This window comes from Brevundimonas sp. KH_025 (assembly GCF_057839885.1).
In genome coordinates this window covers 685,686-711,856 of sequence record NZ_CM174501.1, presented here as the reverse complement: position 1 = coordinate 711,856, position 26,171 = coordinate 685,686, and the positions used below count along the sequence as shown (strand labels likewise).

Here is a 26,171-nt window from a genome sequence, read left to right as displayed (position 1 = left end):
AGACCGTGCCATGCTGGCCGAGTATGAGATCTTCGTCCGGGCGCTGGAGGAAGGCAGCCTGTCCGCCGCCGCCTGCCGGCTGGACCTGTCGCCCGCCGTGGCCTCACGACGGCTGGCCCGGCTGGAGGATCGGCTGGGGGTGCGACTGATCGAGCGCACCTCGCGGCGGCTAGCCCCGACCGAGGCCGGCAGACTGGTCTATGACCGCGCGATGCAGCTTCTCGACGGGGTCGAGGATCTGGAGGCCCTGGTGTCGCGCCGAACCACCCAGGCGCGCGGCCTGTTGCGCGTCTCGGCTCCGACATCGTTCGGACGGCGACGGCTGGCTCCGCTGCTGACGCCCTTCCTCGACGCTCATCCGCGACTGACGCTGGAACTGAACCTCAGCGACGCCTTCGTCGACCTGATGGCCGAGGATGTGGATGTGGCCGTGCGTATCGGCAGCTATGAGGCGGGCGACCCGGCCATGCACCGGCTGACCCCAAACCGGCGCGTTCTGTGCGCCGCACCTTCCTATCTGGCTGAACACCAAGCGCCGCAGACGCTGGACGACCTGCGCCATCACGCCCAACTGGCGGCCGAGAACCAGTCCGCCTGGCGACTGGAAGGCCCCGACGGCCCCGTCACCTTCCGCGCCCGCAGCCGGGTGCGGACCAACTCGTCAGAAGTGGCGCGTGAACTGGTGCTGGCCGGAGCCGGCATCGCCCTGCGCTCGACCTGGGACGTGGGCGAGGAACTGCGCGACGGACGGTTGCTGCGGATCTTGCCGCAATATGCCGGGGCCTCCGACGTCGCCGTCTTCGCCCTGACCGCCGGACGGGCGCGCGCTGAGAACCGGGTGCGCGCCTTTATCGAGTTTCTGGCCGGCCTCTACGGCGATGTGCCAGAATGGGACAGATGACCCCTTCCTTCTCCCCTTGAGGGAGAAGGTGGCTTGCGCAGCAAGACGGATGAGGGGTGCGAGGAAGCTGGACTCACAGCATTCCGGCAGAGGTCGCGCCGACACCCCTCATCCGGCCCTGACGGGCCACCTTCTCCCTCAAGGGGAGAAGGGGCGCAGACTTTACTGCGCCGCCGCCGTCGCCCTCGGCTTGAGGTAACGGTCCAGCCAGGTGACCATTTCCCACTGGGTATGGCCGACCGACTCTCGCGCGCGATAGCCGTGGGCTTCCAGCGGCAGGACGACATAGCGCACCGTCGCGCCATTGCCCTTCAGCGCCGCATAGAAGCGCTCCGACTGCACCGGGAAGGTGCCCGAGTTGTCGTCGGCCCCGCCGTGGATCAGCAGGATCGGCTCATTGACCTTGTTGGCGTAGGTGAAGGGCGCCATCGCATTATAGGTCTCGGTCGCTTCCCAGTAGGAGCGCTGCTCGGCCTGGAAGCCAAACGGCGTCAGCGTCCGGTTATAGGCGCCCGAACGCGCGATGCCGGTCTTGAACAGGTCGGTGTGGGCCAGCAGGTTGGCCGTCATGAAGGCGCCGTAGGAGTGGCCTCCGACAGCGATCCGGTCGCGATCCGCGACGCCCAGAGCCACCACCGCATCGACCGCCGCCTTGGCGCTGGCCGACAGCTGCTCGATGTAGGTGTCGTTCGGCTCGGCCCCGTCCTTGCCGACGATGGGCATGGAAGGGTTGTCCAGGATGGCGTAGCCCTGGGTCAGCAGGAACAGGTGGCTGATGCCGGTCGGACGCACGAAGCGGTTCTCGGTGTCCACCACCTGACCGGCCACGGCGGCGTCGGTGAACTCGGCCGGATAGGCCCACATCAAGAGCGGCAGCGGACCGTCGCGATCCTTGTCGTAGCCGGCCGGCAGATACAGCGTGCCCGACAGCTGCACCCCGTCGTCGCGGGTATAGGTGATCAGCTCGCGCTTCACGTCGGCCAGTTGCGGGGCCGGATCGGGGAACTGGGTCAGCTGCGTCACGCCGCCGTCCAGATCGCGCAGGCGCAGGTTGGCCGGATCGGCGCGGCTCTCGCGATAGGTGATCAGCTTGCGGCCCGCGTCGTCCAGGATGCCGACGACGGTCTCATATTCGCCCTGGGCCGAGCGCCACAGACGGTCCGTCTCGCCGGTCTTCAGATCCAGGGTGTCGAGGAAGGGATACTCGCCCTGGCGCGTCGCGCCCTCGCCCTCGACAAAGACCTTGGAGCCGTCGGCGGTGAAGCGGATGACCGAGCGGCCGCGCGCGTTCGGCTCGACCACCACCGCGCCCGGATCGTTGTAGCGGTCCTGATAGTTGCGATCGACCAGGACGCGGCCGACCCCGGGGTTCGACGGATCGACCAGGGTGCGGGTCTCGTGACGGGTGTTGAACCAGCGGGTGTTGACGATGGCCACGTCATCGCGGCCCCACTGCACGCCGGAATAGCGCTCCTTCAGGTCGATCAGGGTGCGCGGACGGTCGTTGAACGGCGCCGGCAGCATCAGGACGCGGTCGCGCACCTCGGCGGCGGTGCGCGGATCGCCGCCGTCCTGGGCTTCGACCCAGACCAGGGTGGCGTCCGCGTCGGCGCGCCACTGGGCCGCGCGCGGGCCGGGCGCCACGGCGTCGAACGGCGTCGGCACGTTGTCGCGCAGCGGCAGGTCGGCGACGCGGTGAACCTCGCGCCCGTTCAGGTCGGTGATGACGACATCGGCCGGGAACAGGTTGGCCGGCACGACATAGGAGTAGGGCTTCTTCGCGCGGGTCTGCAGGATGAAACGACCGTCCGGCGACACCGAGGCGTTCAGGAAGACGCCGGGCTGGCCCAGGGTCCGCGCGCGGCCGTTCAGCGGCACGACGGTCAGTTGGCTGGTGAAGTAGTGGTCAAACAGGGCTTCGTCGCCCGCGTCGGACAGCAGGTCCTGATAGGTGCGCACCGGCGCGGCACGGCCGCCGGTCTCGGCCACGGTCGGACCCGAGGGCGGGCGCGTCACGTCGGGCGCGGCGCGACGGCCGGCGGGGACGGCCTGAACCAGCAGGCCCGAAGCGTCGGGCAGCCAGTTGAAGCCCGACCCGACGGCGGCGTTGACGCTCGGCCCGGTCAGGCGGCGCGCCTGGGCCGAGGCCACGTCGGCGGTCCACAGCTCAAGCCCCGTCGGGGTGTTCAGCAGGAAGGCCACGGCCTTGCCGTTCGGCGCCCAGCTGACGTTGGTCAGACGCGCATTGACGGGCAGGCCCGCGACGACGCGCGCCGCGCCGCCGTCGACGGTCTGGAAGCTGAGACCCGTCAGCCAGGTCACGCGGCTGTTGGCCGGGCCGTTGTTCTGCGGGTTGATGCGGTATCCGGCCAGGCGCAGCATCGGCTCCGCCAGTTCGGCGATGGTCGGCAGGTTGGAGCGATCCTGCAGCAGCAGGGTCTTGCGATCCGGGCTGAGGCTGGCCGTGGGGTTGGGCTTGGAATCCAGGATCTGCGCGATCGGCTGCGGCGGCTGCTGATAGGTCGGGGCGGCGGGCGCCTGAGCGGCGGCGGGCATGGCCAGGGCGGGCACGGCAGCCAGAATGACCAGGGCAGGCAGGGCCCGTTTCAACAGTTGACGACGCATGGAACGCTTCCCCCAAAAGGATCTGGATGCCCAGAATTTTTTATTGTGCTCTGGTCTAGGGGGCGGCTTGCCCAAGGGTCAACCCGAAAGGCGACGCTGAAAGCCGGCGTCCGGCCCACAGACGCTTGCCCGCCGCTCGCCCGCGCTTTAAGGACGGATAAGACCGCAATATTCATCAAACGATGAAAAAGGGAGAGCGATGCGCAAGATCTACGCTGACGTCACGTCCGCGCTGGAGGGCCTGACCTTTGACGGGATGACCGTCATGTCCGGCGGCTTCGGCCTGTGCGGCATTCCCGAAAATCTGATCGCCGGGCTGAAGGCCTCGGGCGTCAAGGGACTGACCGTCATCTCCAACAACGCGGGCGTGGACGGCTTCGGCCTGGGCCAACTGCTGGAGACCAAGCAGATCGCCAAGATGATCTCCTCCTACGTCGGTGAGAACAAGGAGTTCGAGCGGCAGTATCTGGCCGGCGAACTGCAGCTGGAGTTCAACCCCCAGGGCACCCTGGCCGAGCGCATCCGCGCGGGCGGCGCGGGCATCCCCGCCTTCTTCACCGCAACCGGCGTCGGCACCCTGGTCGCCGAGGGCAAGGAAGTGCGCCACTTCGACGGCCGCGACTATGTGATGGAAACCGGACTGGTCGCTGACCTCGCCATCATCAAGGCGTGGAAGGCCGACGAACGCGGCAACCTCGTCTTCCGCAAGACGGCCCGCAACTTCAACCCGATGATGGCCACCGCCGGCAAGGTCACGGTCGTCGAGGTCGAGGAGATCGTCCCCGTCGGTTCGCTGGACCCCGACCACATCCACACGCCGGGCGTCTATGTCGACCGCCTGATCCAGACCGTGTCCGAGAAGCGCATCGAACAGCGCACCGTGCGTCAGAAGGAGTCCGCGTAATGGCCCGCACCCGCGAACAACTGGCCGAGCGCGCCGCCAAGGAGCTGCAGGACGGCTTCTACGTGAACCTGGGCATCGGCATCCCGACCCTGGTCGCCAACTACATTCCCGAAGGCATGGTCGTGACCCTGCAGTCGGAAAACGGCATGCTGGGCATGGGCCCCTTCCCCTATGAGGGCGAGGAAGACCCCGACCTGATCAACGCCGGCAAGCAGACCATCACCGAGATCCCCGAGTCGGCCTATTTCAGCAGCGCCGACAGCTTCGCCATGATCCGCGGCGGCCACATCAACCTGTCGATCCTCGGCGCCATGGAAGTGGCCCAGAACGGCGACATCGCCAACTGGATGATCCCCGGCAAGCTGGTGAAGGGCATGGGCGGCGCCATGGACCTGGTCGCGGGCGTCAAGCGCGTGGTCGTGGTCATGGATCACGCCAACAAGCACGGCCAGTCCAAGGTGCTCAAATCCTGCACCCTGCCGCTGACCGGCACGGGCGTGGTCAGCCGCATCATCACCGACCTGGCCGTCTTCGACGTCAAGCCGGACGGTTCGGGCCTGGAGCTGATCGAACTGGCCGAGGGCGTGACCCTGGACGAGGTCGCGGCCAAGACCGAGGCCGACTACACGGTGGCGGCGAACCTGGGCTGAACCTCCCTGCTCGGCTGGAAACAGAAACCCCGGCGACCGCGCGGCCGCCGGGGTTTTTTCTATTCCTCCCTTCTCCCGGTGGGAGAAGGTGGCCCGAAGGGCCGGATGAGGGTTCGCGATTGCCGTCGGCGTAAGCCGAAGCACGCCAGCGGCTTACGCCTATTGAAGCCCTAGCCCCTCACCCTTTCGCCTCACGGATCGCTTCGCTCTCCTAGGCCCAAGCCCTCTCCCGCGGGGAGAGGGTCAGCGCGGCGTCGCCTGGAAACCCTGCTGGTCCGTCCAGAGGACGATCTGGCGGCTGGCTTCGGCGGTGGCCCGGTCGAAGGCGGCGACGATGGCCGACTGGCGGTTCTCCTCGGCGCTCTCGCTGACCGAGATGCGATCCTCGGCCACGATCGTGCGGTCGCCCGGCCGGACCAGGCGCAGCAACGCCACGATCTTGACCTCCGGCGCGGCGCCCGGCGCCGCGTAGGCCGCCTCGAACCGCCGCACGTCCACGCTCAGCAGCAGACCGTCGCGCGTCAGCGGGCCGCCGCTCAGGACGGTGCAAGTCGCGCCGTCCAGGAAGGCGTTGCGCAGGCTTTCTTCGAACAGGGTCTCGGCCGGCGACACCCAGCGCGCGCCCTTGATGTAGGCGGCCTCGGCCCCGGTCACGGCCAGCAGCCGGTCGCCGCGCGAGGCCTCGGGGAAGTCGACCCGGCGCATGGAGACATGGACGTCCGGGCAGGCCGAGGTCGCGCCGGTTCCCGCGAAGGCCGAGGCGCCGCCGAAGCGATAGAGCTGGACCGGATCAGGCGTCGCCAGCAGCGCGCACCCGGAAAGGGCGACCGAAGCGGCGGCGATCAGAAGAGAAGAACGGATCACGGCTGCACCTCGATTTCCTTGGACGGCGCCTTGGCGATGAAGTCGCGCGGGCTTTCGCGCACATTGTCGATCAGCGACTGCAGCGAGCGCGTCGCCTGATCCAGTTGCCGGATGGTGTCGTTCATCTGCGGCACCGTCTGCGTGCCGAAGTCGCCCAGCGGCCCTTCCAGCCCGGCCGCCGAACGGTTGATCGAGGCGATGGCCGCCTGGGCTTCCAGCGTCGCCTTGTTGATGTTGGCGATGGCTTGCTTTCCATCCGTATCGACCAGTTGTCGAGCCGAGACGCCCAGGGCCTGATACTCGCCGACGGCGGCGTTGGCCTTGGTCAGGGTCTCTTCCAACTGCTGGAACATGCCCTTGCGGGCTTCCAGTTCGGCGGTCAGGCCTTCGACGTTCTTCACGCTGGAGGAGAAGCTGCGGATGTTGTCGTCCGACAGGACCCGGTTGATGCGGTTCAGGGCGTCGACCGTCTGGGCCAGAACCGTGCCGGAACCGCTGAGCAGTTCGGCGATCGGGCTGGGCTGGCTCTGGATCACCGGGACCACGCTCTCGGGATACTGGTCCTTCAACAGGGCGCTGCTGGGCTCGCCCGCCGTGATCTGGATGTAGTTCAGGCCGGTGATGCCCTGCGGCTCCAGCTGGGCGCGCGAAGTGACGCGCACCGGCGTCGTGCCGTTCAGGCGGACGCGGGCGATGACCTGATCGCCCTTCTTGGGATCGAGATTCAGGGCCGTGACCTCGCCGACGCGGATGCCGTTGAAATGGACCTCGCCGCCTTCCGACAGGCCGCGCACGGGGCCGTAGAAAACGATGTCATAGACGTCGAAGTCGTTGTTGAACTGCAGTCGGGCCAGCCAGATCGTGAACACAGCCAGCGCCGCCAGAAGGGCGACTGTGGCGATGCCGACGGCGGCGTAGTGAGCGTCTCTTTCCATCTCGTCCCGCTCTCCTCAAGCGGCCCTGTGGGCGGCGCGTCCGCGCGGCCCCAGGAAGTATTCCTTGATCCACGGATGATCGGAACGTTCCAGTTCCTGAACCGTGGCCTTTTCGACGACGTGCTTGTCGGCCAGCACCGCCACCTCGTCACAGATGGCGTAGAGGCTGTCGAGGTCGTGGGTGATCATGAAGACCGTCAGGTCCAGATCATCCGACAGATCGCGGATCAACTGGTCGAAGGCGGCGGCCCCGATAGGGTCCAGTCCCGCCGTCGGCTCGTCCAGGAAGATCAGCTCGGGGTCCAGCGCCAGGGCGCGGGCCAGGCCGACGCGCTTGCGCATCCCGCCCGACAGCTCGGCGGGCTTCAGATAGAGCGCCTCGGGCTTCAGCCCGACCATGGCGATCTTCATCTCCGCCAGTTCACGAATGACGTTGCGCGGCAGATTGGTGTGTTCGACCAGCGGCGAGGCGACATTGTCCAGCACCGTCAGGGACGAGAACAGGGCTCCCTGCTGGAACAGGACGCCGGTGCGGCGCTCGACCTCAGCCGCCTCGGCCTTGGTCATGGCGTCGCGCTCATAGCCGAACAGTTTGACCGAGCCGCCTTCGGGCTGCTTCAGGCCGATGATGGAGTTCAGCAGCACCGTCTTGCCGGTGCCGGAGCCGCCGACCACGCCCAGCACCTCGCCCCGCCGCACGTCCAGATCGAGGTCCTGGTGGATCACCCGGTCGCCGAACTGGCTCAGCAGGCCGCGCACCTCGATGACGGTCTCGCGCCGAGGCTCTTCCTTGCGGGCCGTCACAGGTTCAGCTCCAGGAAGATCATGGCGAAGACGGCGTCGAGGAAGATGATGGCGAAGATGGCCTGCACCACAGCGGCCGTCACCCGGCGGCCCAGGCTCTCGACATCGCCGGCCACCGACATCCCCTGGCGACAGCCGATGGCGGCGATCACCACGGCGAAGACGGGCGCCTTGATCAGACCGACCATCAGATGAGTGTCCATCGTCGGGTCTTCGGTAATGCGCTGAATGAAGAAGGCCGGGCCGTAGGACAGCTCGCTCCACGTCACCAGAGCGCCGCCGAACAGGCCCGCCACCATGCCGACGAAGGTCAGCAGCGGCAGCATGATCAGCATGGCGGCCAGACGCGGGATCACCAGGGCCTGGAACGGATTGACGCCCATGACCTGCATGGCGTCGACCTCCTGGTTCATGCGCATCGAACCGATCTCGGCGGCGAAGGACGAGGCCGAACGGCCTGCCAGCAGGACTGAGGTGATGACAACCGCGAACTCGCGCAGCACCGACACCGCGACCAGTTGGACTGTAAAAACGCCCGCCCCGAACTGGGTCAGCATATTGGCCCCCAGGAAGGCGATGACGGCGCCGATGAAGAAGTTGGTCACGGCGATGATGGGGATGGCGTCCAGCCCCGACCGCTCGGCCTGACTGAACCAGGCCGGCCAGCGGATGGCGTCGGGGTGCCGCAACGCCGACCCCACGGCCACGATCAGCCGCCCCAGGAAGGCCAGCGACAGCATGGCCTCAGCCGCGAAGTCGTAAACGCCCAGGCCGATCTTGGCGAAGGTGCGGGTGATCGGGTGCGAGCGACGCGGCGGCGCGCAGGACTCGCGGTCCAGCTTCTCGATCATCGCATAGATGCGGCCCGCCTCGGGCCGCTCGGCCCAGGCCGCCTCGGGGATCGGCTGGGACGTGGCCTGGGCGACAGCCAGGGCGCCGGCGGTGTCGAAGCGGCCGAGGTTGGTCAGATCCAGCGCGCCCACCGTCCGACCGCCCAGTTCGGCCTCAAGGCGATCGCCCTGGCGGCCGATGCCGGTCGTCGACCAGTCGCCGCTCAGGCGCAGCGTGGCCGTCTGTCCCTCGCCGTCCTGAATTTGATACTGGGCCGACCGACTCATCGTTCAGATCACCGGCACGACGCGCGGTGGGCGCATGAGCATGGGCTGGGGCATGAGTAGGGGCATGGGCTCGCACCCTCCCTGGCGCGAAATCGGCTGTCCGTCGGCGCGTCCGACATGGCAAGGCTTAGACCGAGCAAGAGCGCTCCTGTCAACGCGCGATGACTTCATGCGACTCGCCGGATTCGCCGCCCGCCCCTGCAAACTTCGCCCTCCCTGCTACGGCGCAGGTTGATCAACGCCGGCCGCGACGTTTCGTTCAGCCAGGCGTCGCCGCCCGCTCAAACGGGAGGCCGAGGCCTATTCGGTATCAGCGCAGATAGTTGAGCAGCGACACGTCACGCAGTTGGCTGATCACCTGGGCCGAGGCCTGGATGGCGATCTGGGCCAACTCCAGTTCGGTCACGGCCTCGGCCATGTTGGCGTCGGTCTTGCCCGACAGGATGGTGTCGACCGAAATTTTCCGCGCTTCCTGGGATTCGATCAGCAGATCCACGCGGGCCTGCTTCGCGCCGTTCTGGGCCTGGACGTCGATCACGCCCTTGGCCGCGGTTTCGAAGCGCGTCATCTGGGTCGCCAGGAAGGTGCGCTGGGCATCGGTCATCAGGCCCGTCAGCGGCGTGCCCTGATGGAAGATCTGAACGTCGCGGAACACGTCGAACAAGGCCTGGCCGATGTCGCTGGCCAGGAAGCCTGTGTCCATCGTCACCGTTTCATCCAGCCAGGACGTCTGCTTCAGCTGATCATTCTTGAAGGCGTCCGCCGTCGCCGGCAGGGCCGTCAGCGCATTCAGGTCGGCGACGTTGACCGAGCGCTGGTCCACCGCCCCGCCCGAGAAGACGTACTTGCCCTGATGCTTCGTGTTCAGGCCGTCCTGAGCCACCTGAAACTGCGACTCGAGTTCGGACATCAGGCCGTCCAGCCGCCCGGCGGCGATGGCGTTGGCGATGGCCTGTCGCGCGGCCGTCGCGGCGTCGGCCACGCGATCCAGCGCCAGATCCTGCGTCGTCAGCCGGTCGGCGACGGTCTTGGAAGTGTCGATGAAACCCTGAATCCGGGTCTGGCTGGACTTCAGCGCGCTGATCGTCTCAGAGCCGCGGCCGAAGCCGACCAGGTCGGTTGCGTTCTTCTTGGTGTTGACCTTGTTCTGCGCTTCCTCGCCGCGCGACTGCGCCGCCATCAGCTGCAGCAGGGCCGACTGGTAGTTTCCGAACGTCGCTACGCGGTTCATCGCATCATTCCGATCAGGGTGTCGTACATTTCAGACGCCGCCTGGATAAGACGCGCCGAAGCGTTAAAGGCTTGCTGATAGGTGGTCATCAGCACCAGCTCCTCGTCCATGTTGACGCCCTCGCTCGAGGTCCGGCGGCCGGCAGCCTCGGTATAGAGCGCCTGGGCGCTGGTCGCCCGGTTCTTGGCTATGGTCGCCTTGCCGCCGATCTCGCCCGACAGCTCCGAAGCGTAGCGCGACACCGACATCGAGCCGCTGGCCGCGCCCCCGGCCGCCGAGAAGGCCGTGGTGTTCTGGCCCGCGCTGGCCAGCAGACGCGCGCCGCGCCCATCGTTCCTGCTCAGCGCCGCCGTTCCGGCCGCCACGCCCAGATTCAACTGGGCCAGCGCCAGCTTGGACGGGTCCTTGACGATGTCGCCGCGCACCGTGAATCCGTCAGCGCGCGAGGCGCGGACGCCGCCGATGCCGAACAGCTCGCTCATCGACACGCCGGACGGAACCTGGGTCGTCCGGTCCTCCTGCACCGACATGGTCGGCGCCGGATCGCCTCGGCCGGTGAAGCTCAGTTCGCCCTTGGCGTTCATGCTGAACGTGCCCATCCGGCCCACGCCGGTCGCCGGGTCGTTCAGCGCCGTCAGCAGGTCGGCCACCGTGCCCGCGCCCGCCGGCACCGCCACGGCGATGTCGCGGATCTTCGTCCCCGCGGCGTCGCTGAAGCGCAGCGTCAGCGTCTCGCCGGGCGTGAACCCGTGCAGCGACGCGGGCGTCAGGCCGTTGTCGTAAAGCGCCGGACGGTCGGTCGAGACTAGGTCGTTCAGGCCGAAATAGTGCGAGAAGCCCCGGCCTGCCTTGTTGCTGGGCGTCGCCGCGTCGTCGGCGATGGCGACGCCGTTGGTTCCGCCCGCGTCGATGCTGAGCACACCGTTGGTGAAGCTGGCCGTGGCTCCGCCCAACTGGCCGTTCAGCGTGGTCAGGAAGGTGGCCGGGGTCGCCGCCACGCCGTTGACCGTCATGGTCCCGCCCGAGAAGACGATCTCGGCCGAGTTCTGGATGACGCCCTGGGCATTGACGATGGCGATGGTGGTCTTGCCGGCGAACCCTTCCAGCGCCGTCTCCAGCGACTGACCGACATTGCGGCCGTTCAGGACTGTCGGAGCCGGGATCGACGACGAGGCGTTGTGGGCGCGGTTCAGTTCGTCCGCCAGCCGCGTCATCAACTCGCCCAGACGTTCGGCCGCCGCCGGCGCCTCGACGTCGCGCAGTTCCATCAGCCCCTTGATCTCGCCCGAGGCCAGGCCCGCCGACAGGGGACGCCGCTGGCTGTTCGGCTCAGTCACCCAGATCTCGTCAAAGGCGCTTTCAGCCGAAACCGCCCCGCCCCGCGTGTATTCCAGTTTGGCCGCGCCCTGCCCGGCCAGCAGGATGCCCGCCCCGGTGCGGATCTCGACGCCGCCGACCGAACGCGGCGTGGTGCGCACGTCCATCAGTTCGGCCAGTTCGTTGATCAACGAGGCCTGGGCCGTCTCGGCGCCGGTGGAGTCGGCCCCGACCACATTGGCCTTGGCGATTTCGACGTTCAGCTTCTCGATCTGCTCCAGCAGGCCGTTGGTGCGCTCGACCGCGCTCTGGATCCGGCCGTCGGCGTCTTCGCGCACGGCCTGGATCTGCTTGGCGATGCGCGCTGATTCATCGAACATGGCCTGGGTCTTGTAGATGGCGTCCTGACGCATCGGCCCCGACGTCGCGTTCTCAGCCGACGCGCCGAACGCTGCGAACAGGCTGTCGATCTGGGAAAAGAAACCGCTGTCCGCGCCCGGATCGCCGAACAGCGACTGGATACGGTCGAACAATTCATAGCGCACGTTCTGCCGCCCCGCCTCGGCCCCGGCGTTCAGGCTGGCGGCCTGGAGGAAGCGGTCGGTGGCCAGACGAATGCGGGTGATCTCGACGCCGGTGCCGACGCCATGCTGCGCCCAGGCCTGCTGATCCGCGACCTTGCGGATATAGCCGGGCGTATTGACGTTCGAGACGTTGTCCGAGACCACGCGCAGCTGGGTCTGAGCAGCGCTCATCCCCGACGTGGCGATGTTCATGATCGAGTTGAGCGACATCAGACACGCCCTCCGCACAGGGCTTCGCCCGGCAAGCCTTGCTGGCCTGCGCGCAAATCTTGCCCGGCTTTCCGGCTCAGCCTTCTGGCTAACCCATTGAATTTAATAAACATCGACTTTCAGCCTCTGTGCGTTCCTTCTCACAGGGGCAAATCGCGGGCCATGCCGAACCATGTCCGGGCCACCCGGCAAAAAGCGTAGCGGCGCGGCAAGAAGGGCCGACCGAAAGGCGCCACAGAGATCGCCGCAAACGCACATAATTTTCCGCTATTTCAACAACTTAACGTCAATAGTCAAACTTGGCCCGAGGCTTGCGGAGCAGCCTGTCGAATAGCCCGGGCGCAGCAGGCGCCGACCTCATCGAAAGCCGCCCTGCGCCCCATGTCCGCCCAAAGCGTCATGTCCGTCATCGTCCCCGCCGCCTCGACCGCAGCGGGCGTCGGCGTGTCCGAAGACACGGCGGCCGACGGCGCCCTGTTCGCGGCCCTGGTGGCCGATGCTTCCAGCGTTCAGGGTGATGCGGCCAAGACCGCCGACGCCGCCCCGGCCGCATCCGTGGACGTCATGGCGCCCGACAGCAACGCCCCCGCAGCCGACATCGCCGTGCCCGGCTGGCTGCTGGCCCCCTTCCCCGCCCCTGTCGTTTCCCCGATGACGGCAGAAGCGCCCGCCGCCGAAACGCCTGGCGCAAACTCTATATCTGGCGCGCCCGCCGCCCCGCCGCTCGAAGCCGCGCCGACCGCGCCGGCCATCGACGCTGGCTCATTGGCCCCGGCGCCGACCGCCTCTGCTCCCTCCATGCCGGACCAACCTCCGGCTTCGGCGCCCGCAGCCCCTACGCCCAGCCCGACCGCCGATGGCGCTGCGCCCATGACGGCCGAAACGGCGACGCCCGCCCAGGCCTCGACGCCGCCCCAGGAGCAAGACGCCGTCCCGGTCCTCGCTCCTGCCGACGCCTCGGCCGACGCCCGAACGGAAACCAGGTCGCCCCCCGCTACAGGTCCTGCGACGCCGCCGGCCGCGCCTTCGGCGGCTCTGGCGGCGGCCCTGGCCGCCAACCGGGCCATGGCCTCCGTCCCGTCGATGACCGCCGAGCCGGCGGCGCCGACCGAGACGGCCGAGCCGTCGCCGCCCCCGTCCGCCACGCCGACGCCCGCCGCGACCACGGCCCAGGCCGCCGCCGTTCCCACGCCCGCTCAACCGATGCCGCAGCCCGCGCCCCGGCTGCGTGAGGGTCGCGGCGAGGACCGCCCCTCAAACGCCGCCGCCGCGCCCGTCGACGACAGCGCCCTGGCTTCCGCCGCATCCCCGCTCGCCCCCGCGCCTTCGGCCTCGAACGGCGCGGCCATGGCCGCCAGCTTCGCCGCCGCCACGCCGGCCGCAAACGACATGGCCGCCCTGCCCGCTGCTGCCGGCGAGACCCCGGCCTTGACCGAGGGCGACGCCGCCGCGCCCGCCGCCCTGCCGCCCCTGGAAAGCCAGACCGGCGCCCCGGCGGCGAACCGCGACCTGGGGCTGTCGATGCTGTCGCGCGCCACGGTCGAGACCACGGCCCAGATCGCCGCCCAGATCCTCAAGAAGCTGGACGGCCGTTCGACGCGCTTCGACATGGCGCTGACCCCCGAAGGCCTCGGTCGAGTCGACGTCAGCATGGACATCGATTCCGACGGGCGCCTGACCGCGCGTCTGGCCTTCGACAATCCCGCCGCCGCGACCGATCTGCGCGCGCGCGCCGACGAACTGCGCCGTCAGTTGCAGGAAGCCGGCTTCCAGTTGTCGCAGGACTCGTTGGAGTTCGCCGAGCGGAACCCCTCCTCCGGCTTCGGCGGCGGCGCCTTTGACCGCCCGCCGGATCGTCGGGCCTTTGCCGGCGCCGCGCGCCTCGCCGCCGACGCCGATCTCGCCGTTCCGCCGGCCGGAGCCTGGACTTCACTCTCGCTGACGCCTGACCGCGTCGATCTGAAAGTTTGACGATGGTTGACGCCGTCTCCTCCAACGCCGCCGCGGGCAAGATCAACACCGGCTCGACCATGCTGGCCTCGAACTTCGAGACCTTCCTGTCGCTGCTGACCGCCCAACTGAAGAACCAGGACCCGCTGTCGCCTGTGGATTCCAACGAGTTCACCGCGCAACTGACCCAGATGGCCGGGGTCGAGCAGCAACTGCTGACCAACACCCTGCTGAACAGTCTGCTTCAGGCCCAGCAGGGCGACGGACTGACCGGCGCGGCGCAGTATATCGGCAAGGACGCCACCGCCGTCTGGTCCTCCACCCGGATCGAGAACGGCGAGGCGAACTGGAGCTACGAGCTGGGCGGAAACGCCGCCACGGCGACGATCCAGGTGCTGGACGCCGGCGGCAAGGTGGTCTGGACCGGCGACGCCCCGGCCAAGACCAACGGCATGCATGACTTCAAGTGGGACGGCAAAACCACCGGCGGCGGCCAGGTCGACAATGGCGGCGTCTATACAATGAAGGTCATCGCCAAGGACGGCGCGGGCAAAGATGTCGACAGCCAGGTCATCATCCGCGGCCGCGTCACCGGCGTCGAGATGTACGACGGCAAGCCCTTCGTCACTATCGGCAACTCCATCATGCCCGTCTCCAGCCTGATCGCGCTGGAGGAGCAGAAGGCCGCCGCGCCGCCGGTCACACCTCCCGACGGCAACGAGGAGGTGAACCCCCTCGCCGCCCTCGCCTCGCGTCTCAACCCCCTCAATCTTCTCTCGTAAGGAAGCCCAGTCATGAGCATCAACGGCGCCATGCTGGCCGGCGTGTCCGGCCTGACCGCGAACGCCGCGGCCCTGTCGACGATTTCCCAGAACATCGCGAACGTGAACACGGTCGGCTACAAGCGCGCGACCTCCGAGTTCGCCACCGTGGTCAACAGCCAGACCCAGGGCGTCGGCTTCTCGGCCGGCGGCGTGCAAGCCACGGCCCGCCACTTCATCAGCCAGGCCGGCCAGCTTCAGCGCACCACCTCGGGCACCGACCTGGCCATCGCCGGCCAGGGCTTCTTCGTCGTGACCGAGAAGTCCGAGAACCTGGTGAACAGCGACGCTCGCCTGTTCACCCGCGCCGGCGCCTTCAAGATCGACGACCTGGGCTATCTGCAGAACACGGCGGGCCTCTATCTGCAGGGCTGGCCGGTGGACACCGACGGCAACGTCGCCAGCGACCCCTCGGACGTGAACCGGCTGAAGACGATCAACGTCGGCTCGGTCGGCGGCGCGGCCGAACCGACCACCCGCGTCGGCCTGAACGCCAACCTGAAGTCCAGCCAGAAGGTGTCCGACGCCGCGACCGTGCCCACCCCGGCCGGCGTGACGGCCTACAACCCCGCCACCAACTCGATGGCCATGTGGGACCCCGTGACCGGAACGGGCGTCAAGCCCGACTTCGAGATCACCATCCCCGTCTCGGACTCCAAGGGCGGCCAGCGCAGCATCGCCATCGCCTTCCTCAAGGGTCCCAACGCCAACGAATGGTACGCCGAGGTCCACGCGCCCGACGGCTCGGTCGTGAACCCCAACACTCCGCTGAAAAGCGGCATGGTGAGGTTCACCCAGGACGGCCGCCTGGACGCCACCTTCAACGGTCCGACCGCCCTGTTCCCCGACCCGTCCAAGGCCAGCCTGACGCTCGGCGCCTCCGGCTCGCCCCCGCCGGCCCCGCCGGCCACCCGTGACGGCGTGTGGGACCCGGCCCTCGGCATCGCCGCCCAGACCATCGCGATCGACCTGACGGCGGCCGCCGGCGGCCTGACCCAGTACGACAGCACCTCGATCGTCCAGGCCACCTATACGAACGGCACCGCCTTCGGGAACCTGACCGAGGTCAAGATCGACGACACCGGCTTCGTCACCGCCATCTTCGACAACGGCGTGATGCGCAAGATCGCCCAGGTCGCCCTGGCCACCTTCCCCAGCGCCGACAGCCTGACCGAGGTTTCGGGCAACGCCTTCCGCGTCAGCCAGAACTCCGGCACCTTCAACCTGAAGGCGCCCGGCACCGGCGGCGCGGGCCTGCTGGGATCGTCGCAGCTGGAAGCCTCGACCGTCGACCTGTCGACCGAGTTCACCGGCCTGATCACCACCCAGCGCGCCTACTCGGCCTCGTCGAAGATCATCACCACCGCCGACGAGATGCTGGCGGAACTGATCAACATCAAGCGCTGATCGCTTAACCGGAATCGATGAGTAAGCCTTCGTTAGACTCGATGAATCCTTCGTTTCCGGCGCCTCGCAAGCGCCGGACGCGGAGGGTGCGTCTTAGCCATTCCTTCACCACGACGCTTAAACGGCCCTTAGCGGGGCCGGGCCTAGCCTACGCGTCTATGGTGGTGGTGAAAGAGGCTTAAGCCCATGCTGCAAGAGCGACGCCTTAATAACAGAGGCGAACAGTACGTGGTCGGCCCGACGGGCACGCCGCTGACCCTGCGGGATCTGCCGCCGGCGGATACGAACCGCTGGGTGATCCGCCGCAAGGCCGAAGTGGTCGCCGCCGTTCGCGGCGGTCTGATCAGCCTGGAAGACGCCCTGGCGAAGTATCGCCTGACGGCCGAGGAATTCATCGCCTGGCAACAGGCGATCGACAAATGGGGCATGCAAGGCCTGCGCACCACGCGCATCCAGAGCTATCGCGACTAACATCCCTTTTGGGCCTATCGCGCTTCGCGCTACTTGAGGCCCGCAAGATCACAAGGCCGCTTCTGGAAACGGAAGCGGCCTTTGTCGTTTTCAGCCCATGCCTCGAAATCGAACGCAGGGCCCTCTATATGGCGGCGATGACCCTGGCTGACGACATTTGCCCCGTTCCGACCATCGCCCCCATGTCCGGCGCCGCCGACATGGACGCCGCGATTGAGAGCGCGCGACAGGCGGTCGGCCTGCCGGTCGGCGCCCGCGTGGTCGCGGCCATGTCGGGCGGGGTGGATTCCACCGTCGTCGCCGCCCTGCTGGCCAAGGCGGGCTATGACGTGGTCGGCGTGACGCTTCAGCTCTACGACCACGGCGCGGCGCTGAAGAAGAAGGGCGCCTGTTGCGCGGGGCAAGACATTCACGACGCCCGCCTGGCCGCCGAGACCATCGGCATCCCCCACTACGTCCTCGACTACGAAAGCCGCTTCAAGGACGCCGTGATCGACCAGTTCGCGGACTCCTATCTGAAGGGCCAGACGCCGGTCCCCTGCATCCGCTGCAATCAGACGGTGAAGTTCCGCGACCTGCTGGACGTGGCCCGCGACCTGGGCGCCGAGGCCATGGCCACCGGCCACTACGTCCGCCGCGCCGCCGTCGGCAACCGCTCGCAGATGAGGAAGGCGATCGACCACTCGCGCGATCAGTCCTACTTCCTGTTCGCTACGACCCAGGATCAGCTCGACTACCTGCGATTCCCCCTGGCCGATCTGGAAAAGCCCCAGGTGCGCGGCGTGGCCGCCGCTCTTGGCCTTCGCATCGCCGCCAAGCCGGACAGCCAGGACATCTGCTTCGTCCCCTCCGGCGATTACCGCACCCTGATCGACCGTCTGCGTCCGCAAGGCCGTGAGGCCGGCGAGATCGTCCACATGGATGGTCGGGTGCTGGGCACGCACAGCGGCATCACCGACTACACCATCGGCCAGCGCCGGGGCCTGAACGTCGCCGTGGGCGAGCCCCTGTTCGTGACCAAGCTGGACCCCGACAACCGCCGCGTCATCGTCGGCCCGCGCGAGGCCCTGCTGACCGCCAGCCTGACGCTGGAAGAAACCAACTGGCTGGGCGATCAGGCCTCGATCGAGGAAGCCGCCCGCGACGGTGCCCCCGTCCTGGCCCGCGTCCGCTCGACCCGCCAGCCCTCGCCCGCCCGCCTGAGCATGGGCGAGGACAACCTCGTCTCGGTCGTCTTCGATGAAGGCGAGGAAGGCGTCGCCCCCGGCCAGGCCTGCGCCCTCTACGACCCGACCGACCCTGACCGCGTCCTGGGCGGCGGCTTCATCCAGAGCACTGCCGCCGTCGCCTGAGCCGCACAACGGCGAGACATCGTCATCTCCCTGATGGCGCTTGGGGGCGAGCCTCGGACCTGATCTTCACCACGTGCCGGCGGCGATCCGAGCGCGGCGTTCAAGTTCCGCCGGGCTCGGCGCCATGTCCGCGCCAAACCTGCCGGGCTCGACCGCGCCGTCCGGTTCATAGGCAGCGATGACGACGCCGCGCGGCGTGACCTCGTGCTCGACCATACGCATCGATCGGGGCGGCGTGCCGTCGCCGAACAGCCGCTTGCCGCCGCCCAGCACCACCGGAAACGTCATCAGGATCAGCCGGTCGATCAGGCCGGCGGCGAGAAGTTGAGGATAGAGGATGCTGCTGCCCTGAATGATCAGGTCCGGCCCCTCCCCGCGCTTGACCTCGGCCAGATCGTCCAGGCTCGCCAGACGATGGCTGTTTTGCCAGGACAGCGGCTGCTCGCCACGCGTCACGACATATTTCGCGGCGCGATCGAACCGCGCGCCCAAGCCCTTGTCCTCGCCTTCGACGAACGGCCAGTAGCCGGCGAAGATGTCATAGGTCCGCCGCCCCAGCAGCAGGGCGAAGGGCTCGGTGAACAGCGCATCAATCCGCCGCCCGCCCGCTTCATCAAAGTAGTGAAACAGCCAGCCGCCCAGCTTGAAACCGCCGGACGTATCCTCCTCAGGACCGCCGGGCGCCTGCATCACCCCGTCCAGCGACACAAAGGCCGCACCGACCACCTTGCGCAATGACCCTCTCCTCGCGCCTTGCATGGAGCCGACAACCGCCGGTCGGGCTGTTCGTTCCCATACGCCAGAGACAGGCGGGTCCCTAAACGCTGACGTCTGCTCGCCACCCTTGGTGAAAATCCCCTATCGACCCCTTAGCGGACGTTTGCTTCCGGAAGCTCTGCGGCTCGCGCACGATCCTCCGTCTGCCAAGACCGTTCCGTCGCGAAGGCTGCGGCGATCGCAGGCGCGGGAATGATTACCGTGCTTGAGCGCGACTCGGTCAGATTGTAGCCCGGCGCGAACAGTCTGAGGCACACGTCGCGGGCCTCGGTCGCTAAATTATAGTGCGGCATTTCGAGGCTGCTTGAGCTGTACTCGATGCCGGGCATCGGGTGTGACGGCAGTAAATACGCTGTGTAGTGATAGCGGCCATCTAACGGATTTGGCTTCAGTGCCTTCACCGGTCCACGCACGTAGTCATATTGGCGATCATCTGCTTTTCCAGGGAGCCGCTCGACCAACTCACCGTTGTCGTCGGCGACTTCTTTTCCATCAGCATACGGACCGAAAGCCCAGATCCTGTGACGGTCCCGGATTGGGCAAAGGTCAGCGGCGACGTAGAGCGAGGCTCTTGCCCCGACGGGGGTGAGGTTGGTCTCCGACGAGAACTCAACTTCCAAGTATCGCCCGTACAGGTCTGTACTGCCCTTAACGTCCATGGAGCCGCGCGGCTTGGAGGTAACGAGCCGGACGCGCTCGAAACGTTGGTCCCCTAAGTACTCGCCGCACCCCGCGACGAGCGCCACGACTGAGAGCATGGCGACTACGGTCAAATGCCTCATGATCATGATTCAATGGGTAGCATGGCAACGTCCGCGAACCACCCCTAGCGGACCCTCGCTCAGCCCGCTTGCCGCCCCCCTAGGCCGCCTCTTCCTTCGGCATCACGTCCCCCACCGTCGGACGGTTCTCGGCCCAGGTCAGGGCGATGTCGCGGGGTTTGACGATCTCGTTGCAGTGGCCGCAGGCGATGCGAGGTTTCAGGTCGTGGCCGCAGGTCTTGTGGATCATGGCGATGCCGCTGTCGGCCTCGCCATAGACGTGCTTCTCGCCCCAGGCGTGCAGCGTGACCAGCACGCCGTACAGGTCCTTGCCCTTAGGCGTAAGGACGTATTCGTTGCGCGGCGGGCGTTCGGAATAGAGCTGCGGCTCCAGCACCCCGTGCTGCACCAGCGACTTGAGCCGCGCCGCCAGGACGTTGCGCGCCACGCCCAGCCGGTCCTGCCACTGCTCGAACCGGCGCACGCCGTTGAAGGCGTCGCGGATGACCAGAAGCGTCCACGGGTCGCCGATCACCTCCAGCGTGGCGGCGATCGAGCAGCTCTGGCGGCTATAGTCGGCGGTGCGTCCCATGCCGGGAAAGTGACCCCGCGTCAGGCATTTGACAAGTGGGTTGCCAATCGGGACGCAGTTTGTCAGTTTCTTTTGGCAACGAACTGGCGGCTCCCCGGTCGCGGTTTCTGCGTTCCTCGACTTGCGGGCGGCGACGCTTCAGTCTCCGCCCGCCTCTTTCGCCAGTTGCGTGGACCGATGACCGAAGCCGACCTGCTGCACGACGCCCTGGCCCTGACGCCCGACGATCAGGGGCTGGCCGCCCACCTGTCCGGCGAATTCTCCAACGGCCCCATCGCCGCCCCGCCCGAGGCGGGCTTCCCCTTCGGCGGCCTGCTGGCGGCCCTGTGCGCCGGGGCCATGCGTCAGGGGCTGGAGATCAAGGCGCCGCTGCGCAGCCTGACCGTCCAATACCTGGCCGCCGCCAAATACGGCCAGCCGATCCATTTCCGCCCCCGCCTGCTGCGCGGCGGCCGCAACGTCGCCTATGCCGTGGTCGAGGGCGGGCAAGGCTCGAAACTGACCCACCACGCCAGCGCCACCTATGGCGCCGACAGCGACAGCGCCGAAACCCTCAGCCCCCTTCTGGCCCCGCCGCCCTCGCTGGACAGTGACGCGCCCGGCCTCAGCGGCCCGATGGCCCCCCGCTTCTCGCAGCACGTCGATTATCGCTTCGACGGCGGCCCCAACATCCTCGGCGGCAACGAAGGCAAGCCCGCCGTCGAGCGCGTCTGGATGCGAACCCGCGACGGCGCGCCGCTGGACGAACTGCGGCTCTGCTACCTGCTGGACGCGCTGTATCCCCCGGCCTGGACCGCTTTCCGCGCGCCGCCGATGATGACGAGCGTCGATCTGCGCTACGACTTCCTTGCCGATCCGACGCCTCAGACCGCGCCCGACGGCTGGGCCTTCTTCGAATACCGGCTGCTGGATCACGGCCTCGGCTGGTCGATGGACGAAGCCGTAGCCTGGGGCGCGGACGGCCGCCCGCTGGCACTGGCCCGCCAGCGTCGCAAGCTGCTCTAAGGCCGCACCGCTTGCCAGCGCCCCTCCGCCTCCCCTAATCCCCCGCGAAACGATTCATACTGGAAACGCTCCCATGACCGCCGCATCCGATCCCGTCGTCATCGTCTCCTTCGCCCGCACGCCCATGGGCGGCTTCCAGGGCGCGCTGTCGCCGGTCAAGGCCACCGACCTGGGCGCCGCCGCCGTCAAGGCCGCCGTCGAGCGCGCGGGCGTCGCCCCTGAAAGGGTCGAGCAGATCTTCATGGGCTGCGTCCTGCCCGCCGGTCTGGGCCAGGCCCCGGCGCGTCAGGCCGCCATCGGCGCGGGCCTGGGCAAGCACGTCGAGGCGACGACGGTGAACAAGATGTGCGGCTCGGGCCTGCAGGCCGCCATGATGGCGCACGACGCCCTGCTGGCCGGCACCGCTGAGGTCATCGTCGCGGGCGGCATGGAGTCGATGAGCGGCGCCCCCTACCTGATGAACAAGCACCGCGGCGGCGCCCGCATCGGCCACGACGTCATCGTCGACAGCATGATGATGGACGGTCTGGAAGACGCCTATTCCCCCGGCAAGGCCATGGGCGTCTTCGCCGAGGACTCCGCCGCCCAGTATCAGTTCACCCGTGAACAGATGGACGAATACGCCATCGAGAGCCTGACCCGCGCCCAGGCCGCCATCGCCTCGGGCGCCTTCAAGGCCGAAATCGTCCCGGTCGAGGTCGCCACCCGCAAGGGTCCCGTCACGGTCAGCGAGGACGAACAGCCCGGCAAGGCCGACGCCGCCAAGATCCCCACCCTGCGTCCCGCCTTCACCAAGGACGGCGCCATCACCGCCGCCAACGCCTCCTCGATCTCGGACGGCGCCGCAGCGCTGGTCATGACCCGCGAAAGCACCGCCAAGGCCCTGGGTCTGCCCATCGTCGCCCGCGTCGTCGCCCACGCCGCCCACGCCCATGAGCCGGGCCTGTTCACCACGGCCCCGGTCCCGGCCATGCAGAAGGCCCTCAAGAAGGCCGGCTGGTCGGTCGCGGACGTGGACCTGTGGGAAGTCAACGAGGCCTTCGCCGTCGTCGCCATGATCGCGCAGCAGGAACTGGGCATCGACCGCGCCAAGCTGAACGTCAACGGCGGCGCCACGGCGCTGGGCCACCCCATCGGCGCCTCGGGCGCGCGCATCCTGTCCACCCTGCTGGCGGCGCTGCAGGCGCGCGGCGGCAAGAAGGGCGTGGCCTCGCTGTGCATCGGCGGCGGCGAAGCCGTGGCCATGGCCGTGGAACTGGTCTGATCCGACTGCGTTCTCCACGGTCACGCTAACCTTGGCCGTGGAGACCTCCCCCCCCATGAAACTCCCCTCCATCCTCTTCGCCGGCGTCGCCGCCCTGACGCTGACCGCCTGCGCCACCGCTCAGGCTGAAAGCACCATGACCGACAGCACGCCTTCGGCTCAGACCGGCGCGGCCGACGCCCTGAAGGCCTTCCCCGCCGCGGCGGCGGGCCAGACCCGCCACGTCATCACCCTGCCGGCCCAGACCGACGAAAGCGCGCTCAAGGTCGAACTGATCCTGGGCAAGACCCAGACGGCGGACTGCAACCGCCAGTTCTTCGGCGGTCGTCTGGAGACCCGCACGGCCGAGGGCTGGGGCTATGACTATTACGTCCTGCCCGCCCTGGGGAACGCCGCCAGCACCCTGATGGCCTGCCCGCCCGGCTCGGAGCGTCAGGCCTTCGTGACGACGCAGGAGCAGCCGCTGATCCGCTACAACTCTCGCCTGCCGGTCGTGGTCTATGCGCCGAGCGACGTCGAGGTGCGCTATCGCATCTGGCGTGCGGGCGAGACCCAGACGGCGCGCTGATCCCCGCCGCTCATGGAGATCAGGCGCGGGCGTCGGTCAGTCTCGACCGGCGCCCGTGTCGTTTCCGCACCCGCACTCGCCCCCGCATCCTGGCGCATGAGCGAAGCCAACGAGGCGCATCCGGCGCTCAGGATGATCATGGCCGACTCCTGCATCTGCGAACCATTTGCAGGTTTGCGCAGATGGGGCGGTCGTGCAAGCGTCAAGTTCGCAGCCCAAGGAGCCTCGCCATGCGCGAAGACGGAAAACTGGACTACCTCGAACTGCCCGCTGCCGACATGCCGGCGCACAAGGCCTTCTACGCCGCCGCCTTCGGCTGGGTGTTTCAGGACTACGGCCCCGACTACGCCGCCTTTGGCGAGGGCCTGGACGGCGGCTTCACCACCGAGGCCATGACGCCCAAGCCCCTGCCCATCCTCTACGCCCACGATCTGGAAGCCATGCTGGCCAGGGTTCAGGCGGCGGGCGGCGAAGTGATCCACCCCATCTTCGCCTTCCCCGGCGGACGGCGGTTCCATTTCCGCGACCCGTCCGGAAACGAACTGGCGGTCTGGTCCGAGACCTGAGGCCCTACTTCGGATCGACCGACTGGGCGATGCGCTCGGCGGCGTCGCGATCGGCGCCGTCCAGGCTCATCAGCCAGACGTGAATCTCGGCCGGCGCGGTCGGGCGCTGGAACAGGTGCTCCATGGCGATCCGGCGCGTCCCATCGGGCACGACGACCGTGATCCGGCCCGTCGCCTGGACCTGCTCGCCGTCATAGATCGGAAACTGCGACGACGGCCCAGCATAGATCATGGCGAAGGTCTTGCCGGCCTTGCGCACGGACCAGACCTTGGCGTCCGGCGCGCCCCGGCCTTCGAACAACTGGAACCCGGTCGGCAGGTCGATGCGGAACGGCAGGGCCGCGACCGCGGCTGGGCTGAGCGCGCCGGGCGCCGGTGACGCCGGAGCTCGCACAGGGGCCGGGGCCGTCGAGGGCGGCGCCGGCCGCACGGGCGCAACCGGCGTCGCTAGGCTCGACGCACGACCTGCTGCCGCCGCGGCGGGCGCCGGCGCCGGCGCCGGGGTCGGGACTGCCCTGGGGGCGGCGTTCGATGCAGAGGACGGCGGCTGACGCTGGGCCGGGACCTGGGCTGGGCGAGCAGACGCCGGCTGCGGCTGCGGCTGCGGCTGCGGCTGCGGCTGCGGCTGCGGCTGAGGCTGAGGCTGAGGCTGAGGTGCGGGACGGGCGGCGGGCGGTGCGCCGTTCAGCAGCCGCGTCAGTTCCTCCGCACTGGGATTCTGCGCCAGCGCCGAAGCCGGAAAGATCAGGAGGGCGGAGGCGGTCAGCAAGATTCTCATCGTCCGACCTTGGCGCGGAGGGCGCGAAGCGGTCAAGCCGCCGCCAGTTCAACCCAGAAGGTCGCCCCTTCGCCGGGCGCCGAGATCACGCCGATCTCGCCGCCCTGAAGCTCGGTCAGCCGCTTGGCCAGGGCCAGGCCGATGCCGTGCCCCTCGATGGCCGAGCGCTCAAGCCCCAGCCGGTTGAAGGGCTCGAACAACTGCGCCTGTTTCTCCACGGACAGTCCGGGGCCACGGTCGCGAACCTCGATCCGAACCCGTCCATCGACCCACTGCACGCAGAGCCGCACCACACCGCCCGACGCGCCGTACTTGATCGCATTATTGGCCAGATTGCCGATCACCTGAGCCAGCCGCTGCGAGTCCGCCTGGGCGATCAGGGCGTCGCCCTCGACCACCAGGCCGATGCTCATGCTTGCGGCCTCGGGCTTCAGCAACAAGGCGCGGCGCACGTCTTCCAGCACCCCGACCACATCGGTGGGACGCAGATCAACCTTGACGGCGCCGGACTCCGCGCGCGCCACGTCGAGCAGATCGTGGGCCAGGGCCTCGACCTGACGGGCCGTCTTGACCAGCATCTGCGCCATCTCGATCTGGCTGGCCGAGGTGTCGCCCAATTGACCGCCGGCCCACAGCTCGCCGATGCCGATGATGCCGCCGACCGGGCTTTTGATCTCATGGGCGACGTTGGCCAGCAGCCGCGACTTGGCCGCCGAGGCCCGCTCGGCGCGCTCGCGTCCCGCGCGGGCGCGTTCCGCCAGGCGGTCGCGCTCCTCCAACAGGGCGGCGACCATCAGGATCGGCATATAGCCCAGCAGCACCAGAAGCTGCGCCAGCAAGGCCCGCTGCTCGGAGTCAAACGCATGATAGGGGCCGTGGCCGGCCATGGTCCCGCCGATCGCCATGACCGAAACGATCAACAAGGCGGTGGCGATGCCCGCGACACGGAACCGCACAGCCATCAAGACGAGCAGCGGCAACAACAGGAAGCCGTAGGGCAGGCTCAGATGGGAAAAGATCGCGTAGCAGGCGCCGCCGATCAGGCCGCACAGGACGGCGCCTTCGGCCAGACGCGCAGGTTGGCGGAGAATCGTCAGATGCCGCGTCTGGAACGTCAGGCCGAAAACGCCGATCACCGCAAAGCCCAGCGAATGGCCGAACCACCAGATCCGGAAGCCGTCCAGCAGGTCAGCCCCGACCATGATCTCCAGAAGGATCGCGCTGAGAATCGCCGCGGGCAGCGCCGAAGCGGCGCAGACCGCCAGGAACCGGGCCAACCCCTCGACGTTGCCGACGTTGAGACCCGGCACGAACCGGCGGGTCAGCACGACGGCTAGAGTGATCTCCAGCAGGTTCAACGCCGTGAACATGGCCGACAGGACCGGACCGTTGCCGACCAGGAACTCGCCCGCCAGCACGCCTGTGACCACCAGGGCGCCGAAGCCGAAGTCATAGGCCATGCCGCGGCCGCCGCGCAGCCAGACCGCCATGGCCAGGCCGCCCGCGCCCCACAGGGCCGCGACCAGACCGTTGGTGCGGGCGAAGCTGATCGCCAGAACCACCAGCACCGTCACGCCGACCGCAGTCAGGATCGGCGCCAACGGCTGCCGGAAGAAGCTGGCGTTCGGCGCAGCGGCGACGGCGGCGGGGCCGCGCGCCGCCTCAGCGTCGATGACGTATTCAGGCCTGTCGAGCGCGCGGCTCATAGTCATGATC

At 68.2% G+C, this 26,171-nt stretch carries 24 protein-coding genes; 12 read left to right on the top strand and 12 right to left on the bottom strand.

All coding sequences use genetic code 11. The annotated features are described in order from the left end of the window. Window positions 1-10: 10 nt before the first annotated feature. Complete coding sequence (locus tag AC3IS2_RS03615) at window positions 11-901, top strand: LysR family transcriptional regulator (protein WP_489199307.1); 891 nt, start codon at window positions 11-13, stop codon at window positions 899-901. Between the two features lie 162 nt (window positions 902-1,063). Here AC3IS2_RS03615 and AC3IS2_RS03610 read toward each other — a convergent pair whose 3' ends face one another. Further along, the gene (locus tag AC3IS2_RS03610) at window positions 1,064-3,526 is read right to left on the bottom strand and encodes a S9 family peptidase (RefSeq protein WP_489199306.1); all 2,463 of its coding nucleotides are present in this window, start codon (window positions 3,524-3,526) and stop codon (window positions 1,064-1,066) included. A 199-nt stretch (window positions 3,527-3,725) separates the two neighbouring features. Here AC3IS2_RS03610 and AC3IS2_RS03605 point away from each other — a divergent pair, with 199 nt between their 5' ends. Both AC3IS2_RS03605 and AC3IS2_RS03600 read left to right on the top strand, forming a co-directional pair. Next, a complete protein-coding gene (locus AC3IS2_RS03605) occupies window positions 3,726-4,430 on the top strand; it encodes a CoA transferase subunit A (RefSeq protein WP_489199305.1) in 705 nt (234 codons plus the stop codon). Beyond that, on the top strand, window positions 4,430-5,080 hold the full coding sequence (locus AC3IS2_RS03600; protein WP_489199304.1) for a 3-oxoacid CoA-transferase subunit B: 651 nt from the start codon (window positions 4,430-4,432) through the stop codon (window positions 5,078-5,080). The genes AC3IS2_RS03605 and AC3IS2_RS03600 overlap by 1 nt, the downstream gene beginning before the upstream one ends. 243 nt (window positions 5,081-5,323) lie before the next feature. Here AC3IS2_RS03600 and AC3IS2_RS03595 read toward each other — a convergent pair whose 3' ends face one another. The 6 genes from AC3IS2_RS03595 to flgK form a co-directional block, all read right to left on the bottom strand. Further along, window positions 5,324-5,944: an ABC-type transport auxiliary lipoprotein family protein gene (locus tag AC3IS2_RS03595; RefSeq protein WP_489199303.1), complete on the bottom strand. Its 621-nt coding sequence runs from the start codon at window positions 5,942-5,944 to the stop codon at window positions 5,324-5,326. Further along, window positions 5,941-6,879, bottom strand: coding sequence for an MlaD family protein (locus tag AC3IS2_RS03590; RefSeq protein ID WP_489199302.1), 939 nt, complete (start codon window positions 6,877-6,879; stop codon window positions 5,941-5,943). Before AC3IS2_RS03590 ends, AC3IS2_RS03595 begins: the two co-directional genes overlap by 4 nt. Before the next feature lie 15 nt (window positions 6,880-6,894). Further along, complete coding sequence (locus AC3IS2_RS03585; RefSeq protein ID WP_489199301.1) at window positions 6,895-7,683, bottom strand: ABC transporter ATP-binding protein; 789 nt, start codon at window positions 7,681-7,683, stop codon at window positions 6,895-6,897. Continuing rightward, window positions 7,680-8,801 (bottom strand): ABC transporter permease, encoded by a 1,122-nt coding sequence (locus AC3IS2_RS03580; RefSeq protein ID WP_489199300.1) that lies wholly within the window; start codon window positions 8,799-8,801, stop codon window positions 7,680-7,682. Before AC3IS2_RS03580 ends, AC3IS2_RS03585 begins: the two co-directional genes overlap by 4 nt. A 310-nt stretch (window positions 8,802-9,111) precedes the next feature. After that, window positions 9,112-10,032, bottom strand: a complete 921-nt coding sequence (locus tag AC3IS2_RS03575) for a flagellin (RefSeq protein WP_489199299.1) — start codon at window positions 10,030-10,032, stop codon at window positions 9,112-9,114. Next, window positions 10,029-12,143, bottom strand: coding sequence for a flagellar hook-associated protein FlgK (gene flgK, locus AC3IS2_RS03570; protein ID WP_489199298.1), 2,115 nt, complete (start codon window positions 12,141-12,143; stop codon window positions 10,029-10,031). The genes AC3IS2_RS03575 and flgK overlap by 4 nt, the downstream gene beginning before the upstream one ends. A gap of 381 nt (window positions 12,144-12,524) precedes the next feature. Between flgK and AC3IS2_RS03565 the strand changes: the two genes are divergently transcribed. The 5 genes from AC3IS2_RS03565 (at window position 12,525) to mnmA (ending at window position 18,144) form a co-directional block, all read left to right on the top strand. Next, window positions 12,525-14,114 carry a flagellar hook-length control protein FliK gene (locus AC3IS2_RS03565; RefSeq protein ID WP_489199297.1) on the top strand — a complete coding sequence of 530 codons (1,590 nt, stop codon included), beginning with the start codon at window positions 12,525-12,527 and terminating at the stop codon, window positions 14,112-14,114. Between the two features lie 2 nt (window positions 14,115-14,116). Further along, window positions 14,117-14,875, top strand: a complete 759-nt coding sequence (locus AC3IS2_RS03560) for a flagellar hook assembly protein FlgD (protein ID WP_489199296.1) — start codon at window positions 14,117-14,119, stop codon at window positions 14,873-14,875. A gap of 12 nt (window positions 14,876-14,887) precedes the next feature. Further along, window positions 14,888-16,321: a flagellar hook protein FlgE gene (flgE, locus tag AC3IS2_RS03555; protein WP_489199295.1), complete on the top strand. Its 1,434-nt coding sequence runs from the start codon at window positions 14,888-14,890 to the stop codon at window positions 16,319-16,321. Between the two features lie 186 nt (window positions 16,322-16,507). Then, entirely contained in the window at window positions 16,508-16,792 is a 285-nt protein-coding gene (gene sciP / locus AC3IS2_RS03550) for a CtrA inhibitor SciP (protein ID WP_331034762.1), read from the top strand. 182 nt (window positions 16,793-16,974) lie between these two features. After that, window positions 16,975-18,144: a tRNA 2-thiouridine(34) synthase MnmA gene (mnmA, locus tag AC3IS2_RS03545; protein ID WP_489200094.1), complete on the top strand. Its 1,170-nt coding sequence runs from the start codon at window positions 16,975-16,977 to the stop codon at window positions 18,142-18,144. 66 nt (window positions 18,145-18,210) lie between these two features. Here the strand turns inward: mnmA and AC3IS2_RS03540 are convergent, their stop codons facing one another. From AC3IS2_RS03540 to AC3IS2_RS03530, 3 genes are all read right to left on the bottom strand, one after another. Continuing rightward, complete coding sequence (locus tag AC3IS2_RS03540; RefSeq protein WP_489200092.1) at window positions 18,211-18,870, bottom strand: dihydrofolate reductase family protein; 660 nt, start codon at window positions 18,868-18,870, stop codon at window positions 18,211-18,213. A 143-nt stretch (window positions 18,871-19,013) separates the two neighbouring features. Beyond that, window positions 19,014-19,694 (bottom strand): hypothetical protein, encoded by a 681-nt coding sequence (locus tag AC3IS2_RS03535; protein ID WP_489199294.1) that lies wholly within the window; start codon window positions 19,692-19,694, stop codon window positions 19,014-19,016. A gap of 88 nt (window positions 19,695-19,782) precedes the next feature. Next, on the bottom strand, window positions 19,783-20,274 hold the full coding sequence (locus tag AC3IS2_RS03530; RefSeq protein WP_489199293.1) for a winged helix-turn-helix transcriptional regulator: 492 nt from the start codon (window positions 20,272-20,274) through the stop codon (window positions 19,783-19,785). 177 nt (window positions 20,275-20,451) lie between these two features. Here AC3IS2_RS03530 and AC3IS2_RS03525 point away from each other — a divergent pair, with 177 nt between their 5' ends. The 4 genes from AC3IS2_RS03525 to AC3IS2_RS03510 all read left to right on the top strand — a co-directional run bounded on the left by AC3IS2_RS03525 (window position 20,452) and on the right by AC3IS2_RS03510 (window position 23,677). Further along, on the top strand, window positions 20,452-21,279 hold the full coding sequence (locus AC3IS2_RS03525) for an acyl-CoA thioesterase (RefSeq protein WP_489199292.1): 828 nt from the start codon (window positions 20,452-20,454) through the stop codon (window positions 21,277-21,279). 73 nt (window positions 21,280-21,352) lie between these two features. After that, the gene (locus tag AC3IS2_RS03520; RefSeq protein WP_489199291.1) at window positions 21,353-22,543 is read left to right on the top strand and encodes a thiolase family protein; all 1,191 of its coding nucleotides are present in this window, start codon (window positions 21,353-21,355) and stop codon (window positions 22,541-22,543) included. Window positions 22,544-22,598: 55 nt separating this feature from the next. Continuing rightward, window positions 22,599-23,111: a serine protease inhibitor ecotin gene (eco, locus tag AC3IS2_RS03515; RefSeq protein ID WP_489199290.1), complete on the top strand. Its 513-nt coding sequence runs from the start codon at window positions 22,599-22,601 to the stop codon at window positions 23,109-23,111. A gap of 230 nt (window positions 23,112-23,341) precedes the next feature. After that, a complete protein-coding gene (locus AC3IS2_RS03510; protein WP_489199289.1) occupies window positions 23,342-23,677 on the top strand; it encodes a VOC family protein in 336 nt (111 codons plus the stop codon). A gap of 4 nt (window positions 23,678-23,681) precedes the next feature. On the opposite strand, the gene AC3IS2_RS03505 is transcribed toward AC3IS2_RS03510, so the two are convergent. Both AC3IS2_RS03505 and AC3IS2_RS03500 read right to left on the bottom strand, forming a co-directional pair. After that, entirely contained in the window at window positions 23,682-24,107 is a 426-nt protein-coding gene (locus tag AC3IS2_RS03505) for a T-complex 10 C-terminal domain-containing protein (protein WP_489199288.1), read from the bottom strand. A 380-nt stretch (window positions 24,108-24,487) separates the two neighbouring features. Continuing rightward, entirely contained in the window at window positions 24,488-26,167 is a 1,680-nt protein-coding gene (locus tag AC3IS2_RS03500; protein WP_489199287.1) for a sensor histidine kinase, read from the bottom strand. Between the last annotated feature and the right edge of the window lie 4 nt (window positions 26,168-26,171).